The organism is Shewanella sp. 10N.286.51.B7 (assembly GCF_002873615.1).
GTDB lineage: Bacteria > Pseudomonadota > Gammaproteobacteria > Enterobacterales > Shewanellaceae > Shewanella > Shewanella electrodiphila.
Genome location: NZ_MCUF01000087.1, coordinates 39,655 through 63,724, shown reverse-complemented (window position 1 = coordinate 63,724; position 24,070 = coordinate 39,655). Strand labels below are relative to the sequence as shown.

26 protein-coding genes and 1 other annotated feature are annotated in these 24,070 nt (G+C 40.1%); of the genes, 20 read left to right on the top strand and 6 right to left on the bottom strand.

Annotated features, from left to right (window positions below; genetic code table 11):
- The 10 genes from BCU84_RS19430 to BCU84_RS19385 all read left to right on the top strand — a co-directional run bounded on the left by BCU84_RS19430 (position 1) and on the right by BCU84_RS19385 (position 9,035).
- On the top strand, positions 1–957 hold the full coding sequence (locus tag BCU84_RS19430) for a MucB/RseB C-terminal domain-containing protein (RefSeq protein WP_102529696.1): 957 nt from the start codon (positions 1–3) through the stop codon (positions 955–957).
- 72 nt (positions 958–1,029) lie between these two features.
- Positions 1,030–1,497 (top strand): SoxR reducing system RseC family protein, encoded by a 468-nt coding sequence (locus BCU84_RS19425; RefSeq protein WP_102529788.1) that lies wholly within the window; start codon positions 1,030–1,032, stop codon positions 1,495–1,497.
- 163 nt (positions 1,498–1,660) lie between these two features.
- The gene (lepA, locus tag BCU84_RS19420) at positions 1,661–3,451 is read left to right on the top strand and encodes a translation elongation factor 4 (protein WP_102529695.1); all 1,791 of its coding nucleotides are present in this window, start codon (positions 1,661–1,663) and stop codon (positions 3,449–3,451) included.
- Between the two features lie 260 nt (positions 3,452–3,711).
- A complete protein-coding gene (gene lepB, locus BCU84_RS19415; RefSeq protein WP_102529694.1) occupies positions 3,712–4,626 on the top strand; it encodes a signal peptidase I in 915 nt (304 codons plus the stop codon).
- A complete protein-coding gene (gene rnc / locus BCU84_RS19410; RefSeq protein WP_102529693.1) occupies positions 4,626–5,306 on the top strand; it encodes a ribonuclease III in 681 nt (226 codons plus the stop codon). Before lepB ends, rnc begins: the two co-directional genes overlap by 1 nt.
- A complete protein-coding gene (gene era / locus BCU84_RS19405) occupies positions 5,303–6,307 on the top strand; it encodes a GTPase Era (protein WP_102529692.1) in 1,005 nt (334 codons plus the stop codon). Before rnc ends, era begins: the two co-directional genes overlap by 4 nt.
- 48 nt (positions 6,308–6,355) lie before the next feature.
- The gene (recO, locus tag BCU84_RS19400; protein ID WP_102529691.1) at positions 6,356–7,063 is read left to right on the top strand and encodes a DNA repair protein RecO; all 708 of its coding nucleotides are present in this window, start codon (positions 6,356–6,358) and stop codon (positions 7,061–7,063) included.
- A gap of 85 nt (positions 7,064–7,148) precedes the next feature.
- Positions 7,149–7,886: a pyridoxine 5'-phosphate synthase gene (gene pdxJ / locus BCU84_RS19395; RefSeq protein ID WP_102529690.1), complete on the top strand. Its 738-nt coding sequence runs from the start codon at positions 7,149–7,151 to the stop codon at positions 7,884–7,886.
- Complete coding sequence (gene acpS / locus BCU84_RS19390; RefSeq protein ID WP_102529689.1) at positions 7,886–8,266, top strand: holo-ACP synthase; 381 nt, start codon at positions 7,886–7,888, stop codon at positions 8,264–8,266. The genes pdxJ and acpS overlap by 1 nt, the downstream gene beginning before the upstream one ends.
- 226 nt (positions 8,267–8,492) lie before the next feature.
- A complete protein-coding gene (locus BCU84_RS19385; protein WP_102529688.1) occupies positions 8,493–9,035 on the top strand; it encodes an Mpo1-like protein in 543 nt (180 codons plus the stop codon).
- A 76-nt stretch (positions 9,036–9,111) separates the two neighbouring features.
- Here BCU84_RS19385 and BCU84_RS19380 read toward each other — a convergent pair whose 3' ends face one another.
- Together BCU84_RS19380 and ccsA are read right to left on the bottom strand one after the other, a co-directional pair.
- Positions 9,112–10,398: a CNNM domain-containing protein gene (locus BCU84_RS19380; RefSeq protein WP_102529687.1), complete on the bottom strand. Its 1,287-nt coding sequence runs from the start codon at positions 10,396–10,398 to the stop codon at positions 9,112–9,114.
- 113 nt (positions 10,399–10,511) lie between these two features.
- Complete coding sequence (ccsA, locus tag BCU84_RS19375; protein WP_102529686.1) at positions 10,512–11,300, bottom strand: cytochrome c biogenesis protein CcsA; 789 nt, start codon at positions 11,298–11,300, stop codon at positions 10,512–10,514.
- 265 nt (positions 11,301–11,565) lie between these two features.
- On the opposite strand from ccsA, the gene ffh reads away from it, so the two are divergent.
- The 8 genes from ffh (at position 11,566) to BCU84_RS19335 (ending at position 18,014) form a co-directional block, all read left to right on the top strand.
- A complete protein-coding gene (ffh, locus tag BCU84_RS19370; RefSeq protein WP_102529685.1) occupies positions 11,566–12,939 on the top strand; it encodes a signal recognition particle protein in 1,374 nt (457 codons plus the stop codon).
- A gap of 215 nt (positions 12,940–13,154) precedes the next feature.
- Positions 13,155–13,406 (top strand): 30S ribosomal protein S16, encoded by a 252-nt coding sequence (gene rpsP / locus BCU84_RS19365; RefSeq protein WP_055025607.1) that lies wholly within the window; start codon positions 13,155–13,157, stop codon positions 13,404–13,406.
- Positions 13,407–13,426: 20 nt separating this feature from the next.
- Positions 13,427–13,957 (top strand): ribosome maturation factor RimM, encoded by a 531-nt coding sequence (gene rimM / locus BCU84_RS19360; RefSeq protein ID WP_102529684.1) that lies wholly within the window; start codon positions 13,427–13,429, stop codon positions 13,955–13,957.
- 15 nt (positions 13,958–13,972) lie between these two features.
- On the top strand, positions 13,973–14,719 hold the full coding sequence (trmD, locus tag BCU84_RS19355) for a tRNA (guanosine(37)-N1)-methyltransferase TrmD (RefSeq protein ID WP_102529683.1): 747 nt from the start codon (positions 13,973–13,975) through the stop codon (positions 14,717–14,719).
- A gap of 34 nt (positions 14,720–14,753) precedes the next feature.
- A complete protein-coding gene (rplS, locus tag BCU84_RS19350) occupies positions 14,754–15,107 on the top strand; it encodes a 50S ribosomal protein L19 (protein ID WP_055025610.1) in 354 nt (117 codons plus the stop codon).
- A 209-nt stretch (positions 15,108–15,316) separates the two neighbouring features.
- On the top strand, positions 15,317–16,390 hold the full coding sequence (locus tag BCU84_RS19345) for a 3-deoxy-7-phosphoheptulonate synthase (protein ID WP_102529787.1): 1,074 nt from the start codon (positions 15,317–15,319) through the stop codon (positions 16,388–16,390).
- Between the two features lie 36 nt (positions 16,391–16,426).
- Entirely contained in the window at positions 16,427–17,566 is a 1,140-nt protein-coding gene (gene tyrA / locus BCU84_RS19340) for a bifunctional chorismate mutase/prephenate dehydrogenase (RefSeq protein WP_102529682.1), read from the top strand.
- Between the two features lie 115 nt (positions 17,567–17,681).
- On the top strand, positions 17,682–18,014 hold the full coding sequence (locus BCU84_RS19335) for a hypothetical protein (protein ID WP_102529681.1): 333 nt from the start codon (positions 17,682–17,684) through the stop codon (positions 18,012–18,014).
- Positions 18,015–18,316: 302 nt separating this feature from the next.
- Here the strand turns inward: BCU84_RS19335 and BCU84_RS19330 are convergent, their stop codons facing one another.
- Together BCU84_RS19330 and raiA are read right to left on the bottom strand one after the other, a co-directional pair.
- Entirely contained in the window at positions 18,317–20,272 is a 1,956-nt protein-coding gene (locus BCU84_RS19330) for a chorismate mutase (protein ID WP_102529680.1), read from the bottom strand.
- 63 nt (positions 20,273–20,335) lie between these two features.
- Positions 20,336–20,449 (bottom strand) — a sequence feature (Phe leader region).
- A gap of 177 nt (positions 20,450–20,626) precedes the next feature.
- Positions 20,627–20,980, bottom strand: a complete 354-nt coding sequence (raiA, locus tag BCU84_RS19325) for a ribosome-associated translation inhibitor RaiA (protein ID WP_102529679.1) — start codon at positions 20,978–20,980, stop codon at positions 20,627–20,629.
- Between the two features lie 548 nt (positions 20,981–21,528).
- Here raiA and BCU84_RS19320 point away from each other — a divergent pair.
- Positions 21,529–22,209: a cytochrome b/b6 domain-containing protein gene (locus tag BCU84_RS19320; RefSeq protein ID WP_102529678.1), complete on the top strand. Its 681-nt coding sequence runs from the start codon at positions 21,529–21,531 to the stop codon at positions 22,207–22,209.
- 174 nt (positions 22,210–22,383) lie between these two features.
- Here BCU84_RS19320 and BCU84_RS19315 read toward each other — a convergent pair whose 3' ends face one another.
- Entirely contained in the window at positions 22,384–22,833 is a 450-nt protein-coding gene (locus BCU84_RS19315) for a cytochrome c (protein WP_102529677.1), read from the bottom strand.
- Positions 22,834–23,040: 207 nt separating this feature from the next.
- On the opposite strand from BCU84_RS19315, the gene trpR reads away from it, so the two are divergent.
- A complete protein-coding gene (gene trpR / locus BCU84_RS19310; protein ID WP_102529676.1) occupies positions 23,041–23,319 on the top strand; it encodes a trp operon repressor in 279 nt (92 codons plus the stop codon).
- Positions 23,320–23,371: 52 nt separating this feature from the next.
- Here trpR and BCU84_RS19305 read toward each other — a convergent pair whose 3' ends face one another.
- On the bottom strand, positions 23,372–23,761 hold the full coding sequence (locus BCU84_RS19305) for a hypothetical protein (RefSeq protein WP_102529675.1): 390 nt from the start codon (positions 23,759–23,761) through the stop codon (positions 23,372–23,374).
- Between the last annotated feature and the right edge of the window lie 309 nt (positions 23,762–24,070).

The following is a 24,070-nucleotide window of genomic DNA, read 5'->3' as shown; positions in this document are numbered from 1 at the left end:
TTGCGTCTAATCCTGTTAGCCCTTGTTGTATTGGCATTTCCTACATTTGCCAATAGCAATACTGAAAGTATTGCTGAAGAAGAAATGTCTGCAAAAGCTTGGCTTGAAAGTATGAGCCAAGCGCTACAAACCAAACAGTACAAATCCTCTATTATTCAGCTTCAAGCAGACCATATTCGTCCATTGGTTTATCTTCATGGTACGGTGAATGATAAAGAAGTTGCCTTTTTAGAATACCTTAATGGTCCACCTAAAAATGCAGTAAGAGTTGCCGATACTGTCACTTTTATTGAGCACGACCAACCCGCTTACAGTATAAATGCTCCTCGTATTCAAGGTGTTTGGCCAACTATTTTTGCAACTGATGTTAGCTCTTTAGAGCAAGGTTATCAGTTTGTCTTAGGTGGTCGCAGCAGAATCGCTGGCCGTCCAGGTCAGATGATCCGTATTATTCCCGTAGATGATAATCGCTTTATGTCGCAAGTGTGGATTGATATGGACACACGTTTACCACTTCGATATGACATGGTGAATCAAGAAAAACAATTGCTCGAACAAATGATGGTCATTGAGTTACTTGAACTTAACGAACCTGCGAAAATTTTAATCGAAGCGGAAAAACAAGGTTTACCGCCAGTAATGAATCCTGCTGAGCGCATTAAAGGCCAGAACTGGGAGTTCAGTTGGTTACCTGCAGGTTTTCATATGGTGGTAAAAGATCACCATCGTTTAATTGGCAGTGATGAATCAGTTGAATATATTGCTTTAAGCGACGGTTTAGTGAATATTTCGGTTTATGTTGCGCGCATGGGTGACAGCCCAATGCCAGATGAACTCATTACCCGCAATGGCTTATCTATGGTCGTTGAGCAAGTTGGGAACGTTGAAGTCGTCGCTGTTGGTAAAGTGCCAGCAGAAACTCTAAATCGTATTGCTAAAAGTCTCATTTTGAAGTAACTATCTAGCATGTCAGATACGCCTTCAACTCAAACTCCTTCAACGCCGCCGCAATCCGCATTGTCAAAATCGATGCTGGAAGAGGTGGCAACTGTCACAGCTTATGATCCTGATGGTTGGGTAACCGTAGAAATTGAATTGAAAAGTGCTTGTAATCATTGTTCTAGCAGTGAGAACTGCGGTACTTCGACGGTAGCAAAAGCGTTTTCAGTCAAGCGGCAGCGGTTTTCATTGATGAGCGAAAAACCTTGCGAAGTGGGTGATTTGCTCAAGTTAGCTTTACCGGAGAGCGTTATTATAAAAGCAGCTATGCTTGTTTATATTGTGCCACTGTTCGGTTTGTTTGTGGGCGCGGCAATGGGTTTGTGGCTTGGTGATTTACTCAATGTTAATGCTGATTATAGTTCAATGTTGTTCGCTGCATTGGGCGGAGTGAGCGCTTGGTTTGCTGGCAAACAGCAAGCAGCAAAGTTAGAAAAGTCTTCTACTCCAGTAATAACCGCTTATTTAGGGCAAGCAGTGAGTTTACATCGCGGTTAAAAATGTCTAAATTCTTTGTAAAAACATTAAAGTTTGCCGCCTAAACTGTCTATTTTTACACTGATTTCTGTTGGCCTATTGATTCTGATTGGTATTAACCCCTTATTCAGGTACAATTTGGCACCATTATTTCCATCATTTTAGTAGTAGTCATTTCATCCAAATGAAACACATTAGAAACTTCTCAGTTATTGCTCATATCGATCACGGCAAATCAACCTTGTCAGATCGCCTTATCCAATTTTGTGGTGGTTTATCAGACCGTGAAATGGCCGCTCAAGTACTTGATTCTATGGATATCGAGCGTGAGCGCGGTATTACCATTAAAGCACAGAGCGTTACGCTCGATTATAAAGCTGATGATGGCGAAACCTATCAATTGAACTTCATTGATACACCGGGCCATGTTGATTTCTCATATGAGGTATCACGTTCATTAGCCGCTTGTGAAGGTGCATTGTTAGTTGTTGATGCTGGTCAAGGCGTTGAAGCACAAACACTGGCTAACTGTTATACCGCCCTTGAAATGGACCTGGATGTGGTACCAATCTTAAACAAGATTGATTTACCACAAGCTGATCCTGATCGCGTTGCTGCTGAAATCGAAGACATTGTTGGTATTGATGCCATGGACGCGGTTCGTTGTTCGGCGAAAACGGGTATTGGTATCAAAGATGTTTTAGAAACGATTGTTTCTGACATTCCACCACCTGAAGGCGATATTGATGCGCCGCTGCAAGCTTTGATTATTGATTCATGGTTTGACAGCTATTTAGGTGTAGTTTCTTTAGTACGTATTAAACATGGTGTACTGAAGAAAGGTGACAAATTTAAAGTGATGTCGACAGGTCAGAATTATAATGCTGACCGCGTAGGTATCTTTACACCTAAACAAACTGATACACCTGAATTAAAAGCAGGTGAAGTTGGCTTTGTTATCTCTGGTATTAAAGAGATTCATGGTGCACCGGTTGGTGATACATTAACTCACGCCAAAAATGGCGCAGAAGAGCCACTTCCTGGTTTTAAAAAGGTCACTCCACAGGTTTACGCGGGTGTATTCCCAATTTCAACCGATGAGTTTGAAAGCTTCCGTGATGCCTTGAATAAACTAAGTTTGAATGATGCGTCATTATTCTTCGAACCTGAATCTTCTTCAGCATTAGGTTTTGGTTTCCGTATTGGTTACCTTGGCTTATTGCACATGGAGATCATTCAAGAGCGTTTAGAGCGTGAATATAATCTTGATTTGATTACCACAGCACCAACAGTAGTTTACGAAGTTGAAATGACTCGTGGCGAAGTGCTGTATGTTGATAATCCATCAGATTTACCGGCAATTAATAATATTGAAGAAATTCGCGAACCTATCGTTGAAGCGAATATGTTGGTGCCAAAAGAATACCTAGGTAATGTGATTACTTTATGTGTTGAAAAGCGTGGTGTTCAAACCAATATGGTTTATCACGGTAATCAAGTATCTGTGACTTACGAACTGCCTATGGCAGAAGTGGTTATGGATTTCTTCGATCGCCTAAAATCAACCAGCCGTGGTTACGCTTCACTCGAATATAACTTTATTCGTTTCGAGCCAGCTGACATGGTGCGCTTAGATATCATGATTAATGGCGATCGCGTCGATGCATTAGCAATGGTTATTCACCGTTCAAACATTCGTCATCGTGGTCTAGCACTTGTTGATAAGATGAAAGAACTTATCCCAAGACAGATGTTTGATATTGCGATTCAAGCGGCTGTTGGTAGTCAGATTATTGCCCGTTCAAACATTAAAGCGATGCGTAAAGACGTAACTGCGAAATGTTATGGTGGCGATGTTTCTCGTAAGAAGAAACTACTGCAGAAGCAGAAAGACGGTAAAAAGCGCATGAAGCAAGTTGGTAATGTTGAAGTACCACAAGAAGCGTTTTTAGCAGTATTGAAGCTTAATGATTAACCTCTTAATTAATATGCCTGATTAAGGCTTTTATTAAGAGTGAAGATAACGCCGCAGTTTGCGGCGTTGTTATTCCTAAAAATAATTATTATTTTTCATCAAAGATGATGAGCAAAAGTTAATTTTGCAATCGAAGTGATTTTGTATATTTTGTAACACAACAGATAGTGATTCTGCATGTTATCCGTCGGATACTCATTATTTAGCAGTGTTAATCACTGAACCCATTTAAAAGTGTAAAGGCAGGAGCTTAATACCCAATGGCAGCCCATTTTTCTCTTATTTTAGTCATCGTCACGTTAGTCAGTGGTTTGATTTGGCTAATTGATGTTATTTTCTTTGCTCCAAAGCGCCGCGAAGCGCTTGCTTTAGCCGAAGCAAAACAAGCAGACCTTAGTGAGGAAGCAAAAGAGAGTATTATACGTGAATCAACGGTTGTTGAATTTGCTCATTCTATTTTCCCTGTCATTGCTTTTGTGTTGATTTTACGTTCGTTTATTTATGAACCATTTCAAATTCCATCAGGTTCGATGAAGCCGACTTTACTCGTGGGTGACTTTATTTTAGTTGAGAAGTTTAGCTATGGTTTACGTGATCCAGTATGGCGCAGTAAATTAGTTGAAACGGGTGAGCCTGAGCGCGGTGATGTGTTCGTATTCAAGTACCCAGAAAACCCACAAATAGACTATATTAAAAGAGTTATTGGTTTACCTGGTGACCGAATTGTTTATCAAAATAAGCAGTTTTTGATTGAACCAAAATGTGACGATGGTGCAAATTGCCCGCCAGCGAAAGCAGTGAAATTAAGCAGCGTTAATCGTGGTGAGTTTTCTCAAGAAGGTATCCCATTATCTCGTTACACTGAGCAACTTGGTGATATTGAACATGACATTTTGATTAACCCATCTCGACCAGATTTTAGTAATCATTTTTATGAGCAAGCTGGCACCGCTGTGGGTGAGTTTATTGTTCCTGAAGGTGAGTATTTTGCCATAGGTGATAACCGCGATAATAGTACAGACAGTCGTTTTTGGGGCTTTGTACCTGAAGCGAATCTAGTTGGTAAAGCAGTCGCTATTTGGATTAGTTTTGAGTTTGAGCGACCAGCAAGCAGCTGGTTACCAACTTGGGTGCCGACGGGTGTGCGTTTTGACAGAGTAGGTGCAATTAAGTAATGGAACCAATTAAGAACTTACCACGTTTATGTAGAACACTTGGTTATGAGTTTACCAATGTAGATCTGCTAACTCAGGCGTTAACCCATCGAAGTGCCGCTTCAAAGCATAACGAACGTCTTGAGTTTTTAGGTGATTCGATTTTATCAATTATCATTTCAGATGCGTTATATCACCAGTTTCCAAAAGTCACTGAAGGTGACTTGAGTAGAATGCGCTCTACATTAGTAAAGGGTGAAACCCTTACCGTTATCGCGAAAGAGTTTAAATTAGGTGATTACCTTTATTTAGGCCCAGGCGAACTTAAAAGTGGCGGTTTTAGACGCGAGTCGATACTCGCTGATGCTGTTGAAGCGATCATCGGTGCTATTTATCTTGATGCCGATATAGAAACATGCCGTGGTCTATTGTTGACCTGGTATAAGCAACGCTTAGCTGAAATCAAACCAGGTATTAACCAAAAGGATCCGAAAACGATCCTTCAGGAATATTTACAGGGTTATAAAAAGCCATTACCAGAATATCTTGTTGTAGATGTTAAGGGTGATGCGCACAATCAAACATTCACGGTTGAATGTCGAATATCAGAAATAGATAAAGTAGTGACAGGTGTCAGTACTTCTAGAAGAAAAGCTGAGCAGCTAGCTGCGGCTCAGGTATTGGAGCTAATTAATAAATGACCAAAAAAACAGACTTGCCAGAAAGCTCGCCAGCAGAGCCAAGCTTGGATGAATTATTGGCAAGGATGAATGGTGCCGCACCCGCTGCTGAAGCGAAATATGAAGTGACTTTTTGTGGCATGGTTGCCATTGTAGGTCGCCCAAATGTGGGTAAATCAACTTTACTGAACAAGTTACTTGGTCAGAAAGTGAGTATTACTTCTAAAAAACCGCAAACCACACGTCACCGTATTATGGGTATTCATACAGATGAAGCAAAACAAATCATCTTTATTGATACGCCAGGTCTTCATATTGACGAAAAACGCGCTATTAACCGTTTGATGAACCGTGCTGCTGCCAGTTCATTAGCTGATGTGTCTATGGTTGTGTTTGTTGTTGATGGTATGACATGGACTGAAGATGATGAAATGGTGCTTAATAAGCTGCAACAAGGTAGTGGTAAGCGTAAAACTGTTTTAGCCATTAATAAAGTCGATAACATTAAAGATAAAGAAGCCTTATTTCCTTATCTTGCAGAGCTCTCTGAAAAGTTTGCTTTTGATGAGATTTTGCCGATTTCAGCCACTAAAGGCACCAACGTGCAACGTATTTTAGATTTAGCGGAAGAGTCTTTACCTGAAGGGCAGTTTTATTTCCCTGAAGATTATGTGACTGATCGTTCTCAGCGCTTTATGGCATCTGAAATTGTGCGTGAAAAGCTGATGCGCTTCTTAGGTGATGAACTACCTTATGATGCCACTGTCGAGATTGAGCAGTTTAAAATGATGGACAATGGCGTTTATCAAATTAATGCTTTGATTTTGGTAGAGCGTACAGGCCAAAAACGCATGGTCATTGGTAACAAAGGTGAGCGTATTAGAACCATTGCTACCCAAGCACGCCTTGATATGGAGACCTTATTTGATAATAAAGTATTCTTAGAAGTGTGGGTGAAAGTGAAATCAGGTTGGGCAGATGACGAAAGAGCACTGCGCAGTCTAGGTTACGGCGAAGACTAATACAATGTCAGCCTTGATCTCATGCTATAGCCGTTAGTCGTCTCTTCGATGTTACGCGGCTATATACTCCATCATCGTCCTTACAGAGAATCCAGTGTGATTGTCAATCTGTTGGTCGATGGTGTGGGTCGCCTTGATGCATTAGTCAGGGTAGGCAGCGGTAAAAAATCCATTAAAAGTATCATCCAGCCTTTTCAGCCTCTGATATTTCAATTCAATAGTAAATCAGACTCAGCTGATTCTTCACTTAAGTTTATTACCCAAATTGAACCTGCAGCGCCAGCACTTCCCTTAAAATCAAATAGTTTATATTCTGCGATGTACCTTAATGAGCTTCTGGTGAGAGTACTTAGCTCAGGCCAACATGCCGAAAGCTTATTTTTGCATTATCATCGCAGTTTGATGGCGTTAGCGAGCGAGTTTAGCTCAGAGCATTTACGCTATTTTGAAATGGAATTGCTTAATGAACTGGGCGCTTTACCTTCACTTGAATATGATACTCAAGGGGAAAGTATTATGCCTGATATGAGTTATCGGATTATTGCCGATGAAGGCTTTTTACCTGTGGCTCAGCAGGCATCAGCAAACGTGACAAATAGCCGCCATTTATTATCTGGTGATATGCTGATTAACTTAAAATCCAAACAACTTGTTGAAAATAATTTAGTGCAGGCGAAAGGATTAATGAGGTTATTATTAACTCCATTGTTAGGTGGAAAACCACTACTAAGCAGAAAATTATTTATTAAGAAGTAACAGATTAGCACTGATATTAGAACGATATTAGTTCTGATAACAGTGCTGAAATTAGACAAGAACAAAAATATATAAGGAGCCCACAGTGAGTGGAATTTTATTAGGCATTAACATCGACCATATCGCCACTTTACGCCAAGCTCGTGGTACTGAATACCCTGATCCTGTACATGCCGCAGCAGTGGCAGAACATGCTGGTGCTGATGGCATCACCATTCATTTACGTGAAGATCGCAGACATATTGTTGATCGTGATGTTTACCTACTGGCCAAAACCCTAAAAACACGGATGAACTTTGAGTTTGCTGTGACTGAAGAAATGATTTCAATTGCCTGTGATGTTAAGCCAGCTTATGCCTGTTTGGTACCTGAAAAACGTGAGGAATTAACTACCGAAGGTGGTTTAGATGTTGCGGGCCAACTTGATAAAATCACCCAAGCTGTCACACGTCTTGCGGCACAGGGTATTAAGGTGTCTTTATTTATTGATGCAGACAAAGCACAAATAGATGCTGCAGTGGCCTCGGGAGCGCCTTATATTGAAATTCACACAGGCTGTTATGCTGATGCGAAAACTGATGCAGAGCAATTACAAGAGTTAACGCGTATTACCGAAATGGCAAAATATGCTCACGGTAAAGGCCTGATTGTTAATGCAGGTCATGGCTTGCATTACCATAATGTCAAACCAATTGCGGCTATTCCTGAGTTGTATGAACTTAACATCGGTCATGCTGTGATAGCGCGCGCAGCAATTGACGGCTTAGCTGTTGCAGTAAAAGACATGAAGCAACTGATGCAAGAAGGTCGCAGAGGCGAATAATGGCTGTTATTGGCTTAGGTACTGATATTGTCGAGATTGCTCGTATTGAGACCCAGTTTATGCGCCTTGGTGATAAACTGGCTAAACGTGTATTAACGCCAGCAGAACTTGAAATTTATCAGAGTTCTAAAATACCGCATCGATATCTTGCAAAGCGTTTTGCTGCTAAAGAAGCTGCAGCCAAGGCCTTAGGCACTGGCATTGGACGTGGGGTGTCATTTCAGCATATTCATATTGCCAATAATGACAGTGGTGCCCCCATTGTGAGTTTTACTGATGGTGCCTTAACGAGAATGAATGAACTTGGCGCTAGCCATGTTCACATCACCATCGCCGATGAGCAACACTATGCTGTAGCGACAGTTATCATAGAGTCTTAAATCGGTATTAGGATGATTTCACTACTTGATTGCACAAGTAATCTATTAAGGCGCTTCGGCGTCTTTTTTGGGCGCCTTTTTCGACTTCTATCAAAAGGTGTTTGCTGGTATTTATTTCTTATCGGGCATTAAATTACAACTGCGAATGATTCTAGAGCTTGAGCTCCATAGTTGAAGTAGGGTAAGTTAATAGGATGTTACTTGATAAAAATAATAAGGACTCGTAATGAAATCGGCCGTTGAGCAACTTGCCACTTATAAAAGTGTGCATTTAAACCCCAAAAATATTAAAACTCACTTTGTTGGCGTACCGCTAATTATTTGGTCTGTTTTTTTATTGCTAAATCTAATCCCAATTAATTTTGTTTTGTTAGCCGAAGATGGATTTAAGATTAATATCGCAACCATCTTCGCTTTGGGGACATTGATATATTATTTTATATTGCATAAAGGCTTAGCGCTTGGTTTAACCATTTTTATTATCCCAGTCCTGATGACTTCTTCAATGGTGGCTGAATTTGATAATGCTTGGATGGTGGGTGTTGGTGTATTTTTTGTCGGTTGGGTTATTCAGTTTATTGGCCATAAATATGAAAAGGCGAAACCTGCATTCATCGATGATTTAAATCAGTTATTGATAGGCCCTTTTTTCTTAATGGCTGAGTTGTACTTCATGATGGGCTTAAACAAAAATTTAGAGCATGAAATTACGCCTATCGCTCGAGATAAAAGAAGAGCATTAGAAGCCAACCGCCGTCAGGCAGCGTAAAGTAAGCGAAATAAAGTTTATACGAGCAATAAAAAAGGCGCTTATTAGCGCCTTTTTTGATGGCGTTTGAATTGGACTAATCAGTCAACTCTTCAGTCGTATCTTCTTTAAGTCCAGGTACTACTTTCACCGCTTTAATCATGTTGTCAGAGACCTCAATCACTTCAATATTATAATTATCGATAGTGACGTTTGTTCCCGCATCAGGAATATCTTCTAGATACTCGATGATAAGCCCGTTGAGTGTCTTAGGGCCATCAATTGAAAAGTCCCATTTCATTTCTTTGTTCAAATCACGGATGTTGATCGTTGCATCAATGACAAAACTGCCATCTTGTTGAATATCAATATCCTCGCTGGCAGTGGTGATCATTGAAGTGGTAAAGTCGCCGACAATTTCCTCTAGGATATCTTCAAGCGTCACTAGCCCCTGAATGTCACCATACTCGTCAACCACTAAGCCAAAGCGTTCTTTATTTTGCTGGAAGTTAGATAGTTGTACGGTGAGCGGTGTACCTTCAGGAATGAAGTACAACTCTTTTACTGCTCTAAGCAAAGAGGACTTACTGAATTCTTCTTTCGAGCGAAGTCTAAGGGCATCACGAAGGTGAATAAATCCGACTGCATCATCAATATTGTCACGATATACCAACACTCGAGTATGTGGGCTTTGAGTGACTTGCTTATTGATTAACTTGAACTCGTCATTGACGTTAATTGCATAGATGTCTGATCGCGGGATCATAATATCTTCAACGGTGACCTTTTCTAAGTCGAGAATGGATATCAACATCTCTTGATGTCGCTGAGGGATCAGTGCACCAGCCTCATGAACCACAGTGCGCAGCTCTTCTTGGCTTAATGCATCGTTGACACTGATATTTTTTATACCTAATACACGCAAAAAGCCTGATGTGATCAGATTAATGACTTTAACCAGTGGCCATAACACTGATAACAGGGCTTTTAGTAAGAAGCTAGATGGAAAAGCGATACGTTCAGGGTGAAGAGCTGCAACCGTTTTCGGCGTGACTTCAGCAAATATCAGCACTACTAATGTCAGCACCCCCGTTGCGATTGCCACACCCATATCGCCGAATAAGCGCATACCAATAATGGTGGCAATGGCCGAGGCTAAGATGTTGACGAGGTTATTACCAATTAGAATTAAACCAATTAACCTGTCTGGCCTTTCAAGCATCTTTAATGCTCTTTGCGCCCCTTTATGCCCACTAGAAGCAAGGTGACGAAGACGGTAGCGGTTTAATGTCATCATGGCTGTCTCAGACCCAGAAAAGTAGGCTGAGATTAAGATTAACACTAGAAGAGAGAGGAGGAGTGCGCTGGTAGAAATAGCGTCCAAAAAGGGCTCCAGTAAACGTAATTAAAAACTGAGTAAAAAAAAGACGAATGATGAGTATCAATCATTCGTCATGAGTGTCAAGTCTGGGAAGGTTAACCTGCCAGAGTTGTAGTTTATCTTAAAATGATTTCAGTCACTATTCGAGCGCCAAAATAAGCTAAAGATAATAATGTTGCACCTGATAATGTGTAGATGACGGCTGTGCGAACACGGCAACCAATGGTGTAGTTTTGCCATAGCATAGCGCCGTATACTAACCAAGCTAAGATGGATAAAATTGCCTTATGACCTTTACCATCTTCAAACATATCTTCTAAAAACACAAACCCCGTGATTAATGAAAGAGTCAGTAAGAACATACCGATAGTGACTAAATGAAAAAGTTGTTTTTCAACTGTCATTAAAGGGGGCATGCCAGGGCTCATCATGGTTTTCTTGTTTTTAAGCTTATTTTGAATCAATAACAATTGAATCGCATAGAGCGCGGCAATCATTAATGCACTGTAAGCCATAAGAGAAAGCACAATGTGAGCTAAGATCTCAGGGTGGATATCAAAATGAATAATGTACTGTGGTGGTATGAGCCATAACACTGCAACTGAAATAACTGAGCAGGCATAAACCACAGGTACCACAACTATCACCTTTAAGCGGTGCATAATAATAGTAAAGCTGAAGGCGATAATCCAGTTAACTAATGAAATCACATTCGTTAAACTGAAGTTTTGACCGTCAGCAGTATAAATAGTTTGCGAAAGTGCAATACCGTGAAGCACAACGGCAATAGATGCAAAAATTGCGACCAATCGACGATTCGGCCCTTCTGCATGGAACAAACGACTCGTCACTAATACGAGTGCAATGCAATAAAACAACATAGCCGAAGCTGAAAAAATGACCATCTGGAATAAACCTATCAAGTTATGAGTGCAGGTTGTTTTTAAAAATAAAATCAGCACATCTATATTTATCTTAGATTAACATGAACCCTACCCATTAGGGCAGTGACCCAAGACTCAAAATTTAACAGTTTCCACCATTTAACTCCAAATAATTTACGAAAAATGACATACATCAATAGACAGGCCTCAGGCTAATCTCGCATCTTGAAGTAGTTTGGGTATAATAGGCGGCAATTATCGAATCGTTTAAGGTAAACAGCAGAGCATGTTTGAGAATCTAACCGACAGACTGTCACGAACCCTCAAGAATATTAGTGGTCGTGGTCGCTTAACCGAAGACAACATTAAAGAAACCTTACGTGAAGTGCGCATGGCACTACTTGAGGCTGATGTTGCTTTGCCCGTTGTACGCCAATTTGTAAACAGCGTAAAAGAACGTGCAGTCGGTCAAGAAGTCTCTAAAAGTTTAAGTCCAGGACAAGCATTCATTAAGATTGTCCAAAATGAACTTGAAAAAGCGATGGGCGAAGCTAATGAAGCATTAGATTTAGCCAGCCAGCCACCTGCAGTATTAATGATGGCGGGTTTGCAAGGCGCGGGTAAAACAACCAGTGTTGCAAAACTGGCAAAATTTTTACGTGAGCGTGAGAAAAAATCTGTTTTAGTTGTGAGTGCCGATGTTTATCGTCCAGCAGCGATTAAGCAATTGGAAACCTTGGCTGCAGAAGTTGAAGTGGACTTTTTCCCATCAGACGTAAGCCAAAAACCAATTGATATTGCGACAGCTGCAATTGCGCATGCAAAATTAAAATTCATTGATGTTGTAATTGTCGATACTGCAGGTCGTTTGCATGTTGATGAAGCCATGATGGATGAGATTAAAGATCTCCATGCTGCTGTAACACCTGTTGAAACGTTATTCGTTGTCGATGCAATGACAGGTCAAGATGCGGCAAATACTGCTAAATCATTTAATGAAGCACTACCTTTAACCGGTGTTATTTTAACAAAGGTTGATGGTGATGCCCGTGGCGGTGCAGCATTATCAATTAGAAACATTACCGGTAAGCCAATTAAGTTTTTAGGTGTCGGTGAGAAAACTGACGCATTAGAGCCGTTCCACCCAGAACGTATCGCGTCACGTATTCTTGGTATGGGTGACGTATTGTCACTTATCGAAGAAGTTGAACGTGGTGTCGATAAAGACAAAGCGATGAAGCTTGCTTCAAAAGTGAAGTCAGGCGGTGGATTTGATCTAGAAGATTTTCGTGAACAACTGCAGCAAATGAAAAACATGGGCGGCATGATGGGCATGATTGAAAAGCTTCCAGGGGTAGGGCAACTGCCTCCAGAAGCATTAGCTCAAGTTCAAGACGGTAAAATGACCAATCAAATGGAAGCCATTATTAATTCAATGACGCCTGGTGAACGCCAACGTCCTGATATCATCAAAGGTTCGCGTAAGCGCCGTATTGCATTAGGTTCGGGTACTCAAATTCAAGACGTCAATCGTTTATTGAAGCAGTTTACTCAAATGCAAAAAATGATGAAAAAAATGTCAGGCAAAGGCGGCATGAAGAAAATGATGCGCGGCATGGGCGGAATGATGCCTCCTGGAATGAAGTTTCCAGGGCGTTAATTCGCTTTAAAACTCCAAAAAAATTATCTACATCAGTTCGTAAGACTGATTATCAACTATGTGACCATAAGCCCTTTGGTTTTTAAAACAACGGATTTGGTTGCAATAGTTGAAAAATCAGGTAAAATCTTGCGGCTTTCTCTGGGGCCCTTCGCGAACACGGAGTCCCAGTTTTTATTTTTGCTTACTAGCAAATCATTAGAGGAATAAAACGCATGGTTACCATTCGTTTAGCTCGTGGCGGCGCAAAAAAGCGTCCATTTTACAATATCGTTGTTGCTGATAGCCGCAATGCTCGTGACGGTCGTTTCATCGAACGTGTTGGTTTTTTCAATCCTTTAGCTAAAGGCCAAGAAGAAACTCTACGTTTAGATCTAGACCGTGTAGATCACTGGGTTGCTACAGGTGCAGCAACTTCAGAACGCGTAGCGAAATTGATCAAAGACGCTCGTAAAGCTGTTGCTTAATAGCGTTAAGGTATAAATAGATGAGTAGTAACCAACAACCAATCGTACTAGGCAAAATTGGCTCTAGTCATGGTATTAAAGGTTGGATGAAAATCACTTCTTATACCGATTCTGTTGAAGGTATTTTTGATTATTCTCCTTGGTTCATTAAAGAACAAGGTGAATGGCGTGAAGTAAAAGTTACTCAGTGGCGTTTTCAAGGTAAAGCACTTGTTGCCTGTCTTGAAGGTGTAAATACACGTGAGGATGCGCAATTACTTACAAATTGTGAGATTGCAATTCAGGCTGACCAAATTAAAGACTTGTCGGAAGATGAATTCTACTGGCGAGACTTGATTGGTTGTACTGTGACCAATACTAAAGGCTATAACATGGGTGAAGTTGAACAGATCGTGGAAACAGGATCTAACGACGTACTACTTGTTAAAGCTAACGTAAAAGATGCATTCGGCAAAGCGGAACGAATGATCCCCTTTGTCCCTGAGCAGTTCGTCCTTGAGGTGAACGTGCAAAGTAAACAGATATTAGTGGACTGGGATCCAGACTTTTAAGTCGAGGTACAACATATGTGGTTAGGGGTAGTAACCCTGTTTCCTGAGATGTTTCGTGCTGTTACAGACTTTGGAGTTACGGGTCGAGCCGTTAAAAACGGCCTGTTAGAGTTGCAAACGTGGAATCCTCGTGATTTTACGAATGATCGACATAATACTGTCGATGACCGTCCTTATGGTGGTGGTCCAGGTATGTTGATGATGGTGCAACCGTTACGCGATGCTATTCATGCAGCGAAAGCTGCGGCAGGTGACGGTGCGAAAGTGATTTATTTATCACCTCAAGGACGCAAGCTGGATCAGCAAGGTGTCAGTGAGTTAAGTAAATCATCTAGTTTGGTATTGGTATGTGGTCGATACGAAGGTGTTGACGAACGTATCATCCAATCTGAAGTAGATGAAGAGTGGTCGATTGGTGATTATGTGCTTTCGGGCGGAGAGTTACCTGCGATGACTTTAATCGATTCAGTTGCAAGGCTAGTACCTGGTGTACTAGGTAAGCAAGCGTCAGCAGAGCAAGATTCTTTCTCTGATGGCTTATTGGATTGTCCACACTATACTCGCCCAGAAAACTTAGATGGTGTCGGTGTTCCAGCAGTGTTATTAAGCGGTGACCACGAAAAAATTAGACTCTGGCGGTTACAACAAAGTCTTGGTAGGACTTTTTTGAGACGACCAGAATTATTTGAAAATCTAGCTCTGACTGGCGAACAAAAGACTCTTTTAGCAGAGTTTGTTACCAATATGGACAAGCCTGTTTAGTCGAAGCTCAGTTAATCCTAGAACGGAGTAAGTTATGAACAATATCATTAAAATGCTCAACGATGAGCAAATGAAAACTGACGTACCTGAATTTGGTGCTGGTGATACAGTAGTAGTTCAAGTACGTGTTAAAGAAGGTGAAAAAGAGCGTCTACAGGCGTTTGAAGGTGTGGTAATCGCTAAGCGTAACCGTGGTCTTCACTCTGCATTCACTGTACGTAAAATCTCTAATGGCGAAGGTGTTGAGCGTGGTTTCCAAACTCACAGTCCACTAGTAGCTAGCATCGAAGTTAAGCGTCGCGGTCGTGTTCGTCGTGCTAAGCTTTACTACCTACGTGAGCGTTCAGGTAAATCTGCACGTATCCGTGAGAAGTTGGCAACTAAGTAATAGTTACCCGCTTGAAAAAATAAGATGCAGTGTTCGCACAACAACCCGCCTATATGGCGGGTTTTTGTTTATTTGGAGAAAATGTCATTTATAGGTTGCTAAGCCTTATTGAAAAAGGCATAGTTAGCACAAGTTTGTAATGGTGTAGCGTTACACTAATATTTATTGAAGTGTTATTGAGTAGAAACCTTAAGAAGTGAGTAATGAGCATGCAACAAGATACGATTAATAACGTCCACATTAGTTCTGAAAAAGTGTTGGTAACCCCAGCTGAGTTAAAAAAAGAGTTACCGTTATCTGATCATGCTTATCAGTATATTTTAGACGCGCGCCAAACCGTGGCGGATATTGTCCACAAGCGTGATAACCGTGTATTAATTGTGACTGGACCTTGTTCTATTCATGACATTGACGCAGCAAAAGAGTATGCATTGAAACTTAAGAAGCTGCATGATGAATTAAGCGGTGAGTTCTACATCTTAATGCGGGTTTACTTCGAAAAGCCACGTACCACCGTTGGCTGGAAAGGCCTTATCAATGATCCTGATATGAATGAATCATTCGATGTCGAGAAAGGCTTAAGAATGGCACGTGAGTTGATGATTTGGCTTGCTGAATTAGAGTTACCTGTAGCTACAGAAGCACTTGATCCAATTAGCCCGCAATACATGTCTGAGTTAGTGACTTGGTCTGCTATTGGCGCACGAACCACTGAATCGCAAACTCACCGCGAAATGGCATCAGGTCTATCTATGCCTGTTGGTTTCAAAAATGGTACTGATGGAAAACTTGATGTAGCAATTAACGCCTTAAAGTCAGCAGCTAGCAGCCACAGGTTTATGGGAATTAATCAGAAAGGACAAGTATCGTTATTGCAAACTGCAGGAAACCCAGATGGTCATGTAATTTTACGTGGCGGTAAAACACCGAACTATGATGCAGAAAGTGTTGCCACATGTGAAGAACAATTACACAAGGCTAAGCTCAATGCGCGATTAATCATTGATTGTAGTCATGGTAATTCATCGAAAGACTATACAAGACAGACCATAGTTTGCGAGGATGTATTCCAGCAAATTCAAAATGGTAATCGCTCAGTGATTGGTGTCATGCTTGAAAGCCATTTAAATGAAGGTAATCAGTCTTCTGATAAACCTTTACCTGAACTTGCTTACGGTGTCTCAGTTACTGACTCTTGCATTAACTGGGCAACTACTGAATCACTTTTGCGTCGTAATGCCGATTTATTAAAACCTGTTTTACCGAATCGCTTTGCTGGTTAATTTATAAGTAAGTTGTGCGATAGATGGATATAAGCTATGAATGAAAAAACCACATTAGATTTAGAAAATTTACGAGACCTGATTGACGGCGTTGATCAACAGTTATTAAATTTACTCCGTAAACGTCTCGATCTAGTCGCGCAAGTTGGTACTGTTAAGCATGCTGCAGGGGTGCCAATTTATGCACCACAACGTGAAGCTTCGATGTTAGCTAAGCGTCGTAAAGAAGCCAGTGAAATGGATATCTCTCCGCAATTGATTGAAGATATCCTAAGACGCTTAATGCGTGAGTCGTACCTTAATGAAAAGGATGTCGGCTTTAAGCAGGTTAAAACCGATCTCGGACACATCGTGGTTGTCGGTGGTGAAGGTCAATTAGGTGGTTTGTTTAGTCAAATGCTAAGCCTTTCAGGTTATCAAGTGAAAAGCTTAGATAAAGATGACTGGGATCAGGCTGATGCACTTTTTGATGGTGCAGGGATGGTGATTGTTACTGTGCCAATTAACGTGACTTGTGAGCTTATTCGTAGCAAATTAAACAATTTACCTGATCATTGTATTTTAGCTGATCTCACCTCAATTAAGTCAGAACCGCTCAATGCAATGTTAGAGGCCCATAAGGGACCTGTAGTGGGTTTACACCCAATGTTTGGACCTGATGTGGGTAGTTTAGCCAAACAAGTTGTAGTGGTGTGTGATGGACGTGATACCGATAAATACCAATGGTTTTTAGAACAAATTACGATTTGGGGAGCCCGCATTGTTAATGAAGATGCAGAGCGACATGATAAAGCCATGCAGCTAGTGCAAGCAATGCGACATTTCTCAAGTTTTGTGTACGGAGTTAATCTGTGTAAAGAAGAAGCTGATATTGAAAGTTTATTGCAATTCAGTTCGCCTATTTATCGATTAGAGCTTGCCATGGTAGGCCGATTGTTTGCTCAAGATCCTGAGCTCTACGCCGATATAATCTTTGCACAAGAAGGTAGTCAAGTTGCCATCAGTGATTATCTGGACAATTACCGCGATGCATTAGATTTATTGAAAAGCGGTAATAGAGATGCATTCGTTGCACAGTTCAGAGATGTGGCTAAATGGTTTGGCGATTTTGCACCGCAATTTCAACATGAAAGCCGTGCAATGTTGCAATCAGTGAACGATATGAAGACAAATTAAGTCATTTTGCTGGATAAGTTCGCAAAATATTGCGAAACCAAAGATCTAGGATTATTGTTATAAGGGAGTTACGATGAGTAACTCCCTTAATTTTAACGCACTAGGAGTGAATCTTATGACAGAAGCTGAGGTCTATACCGCAGAAGATTTATCGCTTGGGCATTTTTTATATGCGTTGATGAGTGCATTTCCGTTATTTTTTTTACCGGTTTTCTTTAGTTTAGTGATTAATATCTCGCAGACTAATGTTGCTTCTCAATCGTTACTGGCATCACACCTTAGATGGCAACGTAATAGTATTGCAGGTTTAATACCATTATTGATCATTGGCTACTTTATGCCGCAACTTTGGCTGAGTATTCCTGTATTCACTTTTGCTTTAATTTGGTTCAGTTATCGTATTTTCAAAGGTTGGTTAGGCCTAAACGATAACCTCAGTATGTATTAGTGATTAATTAATCAACCTTTGTTAAGCAGAAGACATAAAAAACCGAACCCATGAGTTCGGTTTTTTATTGTCTTCAATTTAGCTATAGATTTGCTTATACAGTACTGAGTCTGTGCTAAGTCACAGTTATCGCCTAAACAAGATGTTAAACAAATCGCTTAGTACCGATAATTTAGGTTACTAGCAATTTTGGTTACTAGCAATTTTGGTTAACAAGCACTTAAGTTAGCAGGCATTTCTGTTAACAGGAATTTCAGTTAACAAGAAACCCCATGCCTTTAACGACAGTGATGAACATATCTCTATTGATGCAGTCGGTGTAATAACTCGGCCTGTTGTTCAGGACAGTTGAGTTGGTTATCGTTAATAATGACACCGTTTGCGTGCAGCTGTTTTAAGGCTTTTGCTTGCTGACAGGCTAGTTTATCTTCAACGGCATAGCTCACATTACCTAATACAGGTAAATGGCTCTCAGACAGTACTTCAATAAGCCCTGCGAGATCTAAAGCAAGTTGCTCAGGGTTACTAAAACTTCTTATTCCTGCCTCAACTAATATTAATTGTTGGTTGCCTTGGGTTAATATTTTATTTGCTGATGCTAACCAATCTGTTGTGCTTGCCATTGTATTGCGCTCTAGCAAAACAGGTGTGCTAACAGAACCCGCTAAACCAAGTAATTCCTCGTTATACATCTCTTTACCTGCAAGGTAGATCATGTCTGCCACTTTGACCGTTTCGTTAAAGTGATTCACAGAATCAATTTGAACAGCACTCGTTAGGCCTGCTTGATCGATTAAGTGACAATATTCTTTTATCTCAATCGCACTGAGACTGGCGGTTGTAGTATCGAGCAATAATACCGCCTGAAAACCTGACTCTTTAATTTGCTTAACTTTAGTGGCAAATACATCCTTGTCTATTGGTAAGCTGACTTGTTGCATTGCCGCAAAATCGCTGCCGCCGACATTAAATTGCTTTAACTCAATTTGAGTATTTTGCTGGCGATATCGTTTAGAAAATTTGGGTGCGTCATTATCTTCTGACTGGGTGCTAATAGATTCTTTTGAACTATTAGGCTCGATCACTAATTGGCTGTTATTAAGCTGAGTTGGTTTGACTGTTTCGCAAGGGTAGCAACCTAATACTTTGATAAAGCGGGTTAGACGCTCTAACTCTTTAAGTGCTTGCTGTAGTTCAGTTGTCGCAAGATTAGCATCAACATCGAGATAGAACATTTCTTCCCACGGAGTCCCCGGAATAGGGCGGGATTCAAGTTTGCTCATATTGATATTGTGCGCTTTAAGCACTAATAAAGTTTCAACTAATGCACCTGGCTTTTGTCCAGTGGCCATAATAAGCGTGGTTTTAGCGGGTAATTGTGAAGGGACAGCAACCGCTTTTCTTGCAACCACAATAAAACGACTCTGGTTTATTTTTTGATTTGCTAAACCATTTTCTGCAGCGGTTAACTGATATAAGGCGCCGCCTTCAGCGCTGCCAATGGCCGCAACACTACTATCTTCAGCATCTATCACTTTCTGCATTGCTTCAGCACTGCTAGAACAATAGGCTAGCGTCAGGTTTGGGTGTTGCGATAACCAATGACTACATTGACTAATAGGCTGTGGATGAGCAAATACTGTTTTAATACTATCTAAACCAGCGCCATCTTTGGTTAATAGGCAATGCCCAACCTCGATAGTGGTTTCGCCAACAATAGATAACGAAGTGTGCTGAAGTACGTCGTAAACTTCATTAATTGATCCTGAAGAAGTGTTTTCAATCGGCAGAAAGCCTAAGTCAGCATGTCCAAGCTCTACTGATTTGATGATTTCATCAAAGCTTTGGCAACCGAGATCTATCATGTCTATCTGACGACGTTGACAAAAACGACTTGCGGCTAAAAAGGAATACGAGCCTCGAGCGCCAAGGTATGCGATGGTTGATTGCTGTTGCTGGATCTCTGGGTTCGCCCTGCCGTGTAAATAGGCTTGCTGGTTTAATACCGAGTCCTCGATGATGCTTTGATATAAAGAAATAACGAAATGAGCATCTAAACCGTGCTCTCTTCCTTGTTCAACTAACCTTGCTAGTAGTTCTTTTTCTCGTTGGGTATCTCGAATCGGTCTTACATCGATTTCTTTGCTGCGAGCGACATCTAAACTTAAGTCACGACGTTTAGATAATAAAGACAGCAGTTCTTTATCTAAGGCGGTAATTTGCTTGCGGGTTTGGTTTAATTCTGGCGCTTTGTTCATAATTGCCTCAATGACGACTGCTTAGCTGACATACCTTTAAACAGGTAGCATTTTAAAGTTAATAATAAAAAGCCCCCCAAGTGGGAGGCTTCATATTTCATTTTCGTTTTTACACAAAAAATCCGCCTCAATAAGGGGGCTGAATAAAAAAGAAAATAAAATCGTTCTGAGTAAATGTTTTCATCACATTAAAACTAAAGGGCTAAGGAGAATGTGTCAATCAAATAATGCTGAAGATTGTTCATATTCTGCTGTCGGGAGAGGATGTCAGTAATCATTTAGCTTTTTAGCAGATGATTAGGCATTAAAAAGCGCATCCGAGGATGCGCTCTTGGTTAATCAGTAAATAAATCGTCAAGCTGCAGTTTCCTCCTTATAGTCATACTCAAAATCATTATTCGTTTCAGCTGTTGGCGAAACGTGACGTTGAGATTGGGGTTTATGTGTCAGGCGATTTAGCTGTTTTTCCAGCTTTTTACCCATTGCAGTAATAGCTGCGTAAAGGTTCTCGTTTTTCGCCTGGGCAAATAGTTCTCCACTTGGCAAGCCTACAGAAGACTCAATCTTAAAGCTCTGCTTTTCTTGAGTGATGATGACGTGCGGGTTTATTAATTGAATATCGTGTCGTGTTAACTTTTCAAACTGTCCTTCGATGCGTTCAAGAATTGGTGCAGTGACTTCAAGTTGCTTGCTAGTGATTTTCAGCATATTTCGAACCTTCTGTTGTTTGCTTGAATTCAGATTACCAAGCTTACAGACAAAAATCGTGATCTAAATCACATTTTTATCGCTGTTTTAATCTGTTTGATTCATATTTGATCGCTTAGACAAAATGGAGCAAAAAGTCTCTTAAAAGCCTTGTAATCTTATTTTATTAGGCTCATATTGGAATAGATAACAAGGGACGAGAAATCTAAACCTTCGTTAATTTTGGTTAAAATTCACACTCCTCTTCATTCCTATATAGCCTAATTCATCAATTCAGTTCTAAGCCAATGAGCAACTCAATAATGTAAGTTCAATTCAGCTAAACGATAGTTGATTTGAGGATAACCCATTAACGGTTATGCGAAAAAGTTATGTATTGTTTATTACACCCTGTATAAAGTACTTCGCTTGTTACAAACTACGAAATTTTCACACATAAATTACCTTTCTTTACGTTCCTACCCTATGAGAGCTAGTGCTGTATCTTTATAATCATAATTGAACAATATTGATTACGTTTAACATGAATAGAATTAACGGCGAATAATATGAGTATAGAACAAAAAAAAATTAAGGTATGGGATATACCCACTCGATTATTTCATTGGCTAACTGTTGGTTTATTGATTTCACTTTGGTGGACAGCTGATAGTGGCGAAATGGAGTGGCATCAAATATGTGCATATAGCCTGATGGTGTTAGTTCTTTTTAGGCTTTTGTGGGGCATTGTTGGCAGTGAGACTTCACGTTTTACTGACTTTGTATCTGGACCTACAAAGGTTTTGAATTACCTTACAGGTAAGCATAAGTCTACTGTCGTTGGCCATAACCCTTTGGGTGGCTACATGGTATTATTCATGCTCACAGTTTTATCTTTACAACTGTTTAGTGGCTTATTCTCTAGTGATGATATTTTTACCGAAGGCCCTTTATATTCAACCGTTTCTTCTGATCTAGGTGCCTGGTTTACTTGGCTTCATAAAGTCAATTTTAATGTGATTCTAGCTTGTATAGTTCTTCACATTTCAGTCATTTTGCTTTATGCCATTAAAGGAAATAATTTAGTGACTGCGATGATTTCAGGGAATAAAAAAATGACAGATAAAGAGTATAATATGTTATCTCAAGAACCTAAAATGACATCATCAGTATTAGCTATCATTATCGTTGCAGCTATTAGTCTAGTGATTGGTTATTGGTTGATCGCACCGATTGTAGCGTACCTTTAACAGCAATAAGGCTAGCTTGTTTATTTCACATCAGCTTAAAAAATAAGTTGTACTGAGGCTAAATTGAGCATTTAACTGTAGCGTCTGTTAAATAATAAAAAGCCCACAAAAGTGGGCTTTTTATTACTTGTGATTAATCATCTATTCAATCACTGGCATTCTATTGAAAGAGACTTAGTCTTTCTTGTACATATCGTGACAACCTTTACAGCTTTTACCTGTATTGCCAAAAGCTTGTTTAATTTGCTTTTTGTCACCAGTTTGCGCTGCGACATTCAATTTAGCCGCATTCTCTTGGAAAGTGGTCATTTGGCTATCGAAATCAGCTTTGTTGCTCCAGATTTTAGCAAGTGCTTCTGTATCACCTTTATCTGAACCGTCGATAAAACCTTCATGAGGAATATTTGCAAGACCAGCTAAATTTGCCGCGCGGGTTTGAAATACGTTTAAATCAAAATCCTTCTTACCTTTTAGCATTGCGCCCATATCGCCGAACTGGTAGCGAATTAAGCTGAAGGCTGATTGACGGTATTCAATTGCGTCATTAGCATCTTCGAAGTTATGTGCATTAACAGTAGGGATGAGTAGTGCGCTTACAGCAATTGCAAAAATTTTGTGTTTCATAAGTTTTCTCTTATTTTCTAATTATATGACGGTGGTTTAAATCACATTTTACACATAAATTTGAACTGAGTGCGAATCTTGTTTGTGTCTATTTGTAAGTAATCTCGTGAAATGTTCAAAAATAAAATTATTATTAAATTTTCTTATTGCTGGATAAGAAATATTGGTACACTTTGTACTGTTGAGGCATTACTAAAAGAGAGTGTTATGCGAGCCAATTGGGAATCTGTGGTTGAGAAGGTGTTAAGTTATCCAAATTCTGATGAATTAGGAATATTATTCCAATTGTTATTAACTGAAGAGGAGCGTAGTGCTGTAGCTGGCCGCTTAAAAGTGTTCCAATTACTTCTTCAAGGCGATTTAAGTCAAAGGCAAATTTCCGCAGACTATCAGGTAAGTATTGCGACTATTACGCGTTGCTCAAATTATTTAAAAAACATGCAGCCGGAACAGAAACAAAAAATCCAGCAACTATTACTTGACTAATAATTACTGGATTGATGGCTGCTTAATGAGTTCTGTCTAACCTAAGATTCGGCTAGTTAAACTTTGCTCTCGTTTGTACGCCTGGGATTTTGTGGTGTCGGTAGCTGATTCTTCTTAACAGTACATAAGCACCATAAGTAAAGAGACATATAGAAATAACAACACCAGAGTCTTTTGGAAGAAAGCGAAAGATTAATCCAGCTGACATGATATAGATGAATGGTAAATATCCGTAAATCGATTCAGGTAATATCCCGTCAATACGTTTTCTTTTTCTATCTGTTCGACGGTTTTTAGATCGTTGATTCCAAATATGAGCGCCATAAAAGAACACGAGTAGTGAGGCTATGATTGCGTAGGGCTCTTTGAGCAAGGCAACACTTCCGGCACCTATAATCATATAAGTGAATGGCAAAATTTCATAAATCGGTTTAATTAACATAAGCACTCCGTCGCTTGTGATTAATCATAAGTAAGTCTTTTTAGGCTAAGTCTATAGCCTCATCTAGTACCTACTATTAATACACGTCATAGCTAACCGACGTATTATTAAGAATCAAAGGGTGAATAAACTAGTGTTAGCTGATTGCATTTAGGCAGGTAAATGTTAATCAACTAATATGAATAATAACGCAAAAAAAATACGTTACCCAAGGATTTGGCTAACGTATCTTTGATTTCAAACTTTCGGTTTAGTCGTTTATAGCTAAGTTATTGAATTAGGCTTAATCAGGTTTAGCTATTTTTCACT

Bases quoted from the DNA above. Each gene is read 5' to 3' on its own strand.
- acpS (WP_102529689.1), top strand. From the start codon at position 7,886: ATGGCTGTTATTGGCTTAGGTACTGATATTGTCGAGATTGCTCGTATT.
- raiA (WP_102529679.1), bottom strand. From the start codon at position 20,980: ATGCTGAAAATCACTAGCAAGCAACTTGAAGTCACTGCACCAATTCTT.
- BCU84_RS19320 (WP_102529678.1), top strand. From the start codon at position 21,529: ATGAGTATAGAACAAAAAAAAATTAAGGTATGGGATATACCCACTCGA.
- BCU84_RS19335 (WP_102529681.1), top strand. From the start codon at position 17,682: ATGACAGAAGCTGAGGTCTATACCGCAGAAGATTTATCGCTTGGGCAT.
- BCU84_RS19315 (WP_102529677.1), bottom strand. From the start codon at position 22,833: ATGAAACACAAAATTTTTGCAATTGCTGTAAGCGCACTACTCATCCCT.
- BCU84_RS19330 (WP_102529680.1), bottom strand. From the start codon at position 20,272: ATGAACAAAGCGCCAGAATTAAACCAAACCCGCAAGCAAATTACCGCC.
- rimM (WP_102529684.1), top strand. From the start codon at position 13,427: ATGAGTAGTAACCAACAACCAATCGTACTAGGCAAAATTGGCTCTAGT.
- rnc (WP_102529693.1), top strand. From the start codon at position 4,626: ATGGAACCAATTAAGAACTTACCACGTTTATGTAGAACACTTGGTTAT.
- ffh (WP_102529685.1), top strand. From the start codon at position 11,566: ATGTTTGAGAATCTAACCGACAGACTGTCACGAACCCTCAAGAATATT.
- BCU84_RS19345 (WP_102529787.1), top strand. From the start codon at position 15,317: ATGCAACAAGATACGATTAATAACGTCCACATTAGTTCTGAAAAAGTG.
- BCU84_RS19385 (WP_102529688.1), top strand. From the start codon at position 8,493: ATGAAATCGGCCGTTGAGCAACTTGCCACTTATAAAAGTGTGCATTTA.
- rplS (WP_055025610.1), top strand. From the start codon at position 14,754: ATGAACAATATCATTAAAATGCTCAACGATGAGCAAATGAAAACTGAC.
- ccsA (WP_102529686.1), bottom strand. From the start codon at position 11,300: ATGGTCATTTTTTCAGCTTCGGCTATGTTGTTTTATTGCATTGCACTC.
- trpR (WP_102529676.1), top strand. From the start codon at position 23,041: ATGCGAGCCAATTGGGAATCTGTGGTTGAGAAGGTGTTAAGTTATCCA.
- BCU84_RS19305 (WP_102529675.1), bottom strand. From the start codon at position 23,761: ATGTTAATTAAACCGATTTATGAAATTTTGCCATTCACTTATATGATT.
- lepA (WP_102529695.1), top strand. From the start codon at position 1,661: ATGAAACACATTAGAAACTTCTCAGTTATTGCTCATATCGATCACGGC.
- trmD (WP_102529683.1), top strand. From the start codon at position 13,973: ATGTGGTTAGGGGTAGTAACCCTGTTTCCTGAGATGTTTCGTGCTGTT.
- tyrA (WP_102529682.1), top strand. From the start codon at position 16,427: ATGAATGAAAAAACCACATTAGATTTAGAAAATTTACGAGACCTGATT.
- rpsP (WP_055025607.1), top strand. From the start codon at position 13,155: ATGGTTACCATTCGTTTAGCTCGTGGCGGCGCAAAAAAGCGTCCATTT.
- BCU84_RS19425 (WP_102529788.1), top strand. From the start codon at position 1,030: ATGCTGGAAGAGGTGGCAACTGTCACAGCTTATGATCCTGATGGTTGG.
- era (WP_102529692.1), top strand. From the start codon at position 5,303: ATGACCAAAAAAACAGACTTGCCAGAAAGCTCGCCAGCAGAGCCAAGC.
- recO (WP_102529691.1), top strand. From the start codon at position 6,356: ATGTTACGCGGCTATATACTCCATCATCGTCCTTACAGAGAATCCAGT.
- lepB (WP_102529694.1), top strand. From the start codon at position 3,712: ATGGCAGCCCATTTTTCTCTTATTTTAGTCATCGTCACGTTAGTCAGT.